At 60.3% G+C, this 1,306-nt stretch carries 2 protein-coding genes; one reads left to right on the top strand and one right to left on the bottom strand.

What is annotated here, in order from left to right:
* Nucleotides 1-300, top strand: a 300-nt coding sequence (locus ACXRVY_RS29640) for a DUF1493 family protein (RefSeq protein ID WP_458239038.1), incomplete at its 5' end; no start/stop codon positions are given.
* Nucleotides 301-396: 96 nt separating this feature from the next.
* Here the strand turns inward: ACXRVY_RS29640 and ACXRVY_RS29635 are convergent.
* Nucleotides 397-1,306, bottom strand: a 910-nt coding sequence (locus ACXRVY_RS29635; RefSeq protein ID WP_458239037.1) for a phosphoenolpyruvate carboxykinase (ATP), incomplete at its 5' end; no start/stop codon positions are given.

The raw sequence follows: 1,306 nt of genomic DNA, 5'->3' as shown, positions 1-1,306 counted from the left end.
CTGCTGCATGAAGAACTCGGCTTCCCCGAACGCAAAACCATCAGCCTCGCCACCTCGATCAACTTCGACCTGGGCTGCAACGGTACAGACGCCCGGCATTTGATCGAAACCCTGGAAGACCACTTCGCCATCGATTTCGTAGATTTCGACAGCTATCGCTATTTCCAGCCCGACGGCTTTGACGTGAATCTAAAGCGAAAAGCCAAGGGTCGCGGCGAGAAGGTGCCTTTGACCATCAGCATGCTCTACCGGGCCATCAAGGCCCAACGCTGGGACACGGATGAGCTCGAGGGCCTGTAACGGCCCGACGCATTCTGACTTGCCCGCGAAAAACTGAATTTTGCGCACAAAAAAGCCGCCCCGAGGGGCGGCTTCTTCGTTAGCTCAATCCAACACTTACAGCTTTGGACCAGCAGCCTTGATCGCGTCGCTCACTTCGAACTTCTTGAAGTTCTCGATGAACAGGCCGGCCAGTGCTTTGGCGGCTTCGTCGTAGGCGGCTTTGTCAGCCCAGGTGTTGCGTGGGTTCAGCAGGCCAGTCTCAACGCCCGGTACGGCCACTGGCACGTCGAGGTTGATGGTGTCCAGGTGCTCGGTCTCGGCACCGATCAGCGCGCCGCTCTGGATCGCTGCGATCACGGCGCGGGTGGTCGGGATGTTGAAGCGCTTGCCGACGCCGTAGCCACCGCCGGTCCAGCCGGTGTTGACCAGATAGACCTTGGAGCCGAAGCCGCGGATGCGCTTGATCAGCAGCTCAGCGTATTCGCCGGCCGGACGCGGGAAGAACGGTGCGCCGAAGCAGGTGGAGAAAGTCGACTTGATGCCGCTGCCCGAGCCCATTTCGGTCGAACCGACCAGCGCGGTGTAGCCGGACAGGAAGTGGTAAGCCGCTTGTTCTTCGTTGAGGATCGACACTGGCGGCAGCACGCCGGTCAGGTCGCAAGTCAGGAAGATCACAGCGTTTGGCTCGCCACCGAGGTTCTTCTCGGAGCGCTTGGCAACGTGCTCCAGCGGGTAGGCGGCACGGCTGTTCTGGGTCAGGCTGACATCGGCGTAGTCGGCGTGCTTGGCGTCGTCGATAACGACGTTTTCCAATACCGCGCCGTGCTTGATGGCTTTCCAGATAACCGGCTCGTTCTTCTCGGACAGGTCGATGCACTTGGCATAGCAACCGCCTTCGATGTTGAACACCACGCCTTCGCCCCAGCCGTGCTCGTCGTCACCGATCAGGTAACGGCTTTCGTCGGCCGACAGGGTGGTTTTACCAGTGCCGGACAGACCGAAGAACAGGGTCACGTCGCCCTCT

It is taken from the genome of Pseudomonas sp. P5_A2_2 (assembly GCF_054177685.1).
The sequence above is the reverse complement of the archived record's forward strand: the minus strand, read 5'-3'. Positions and strand labels throughout refer to the sequence as shown.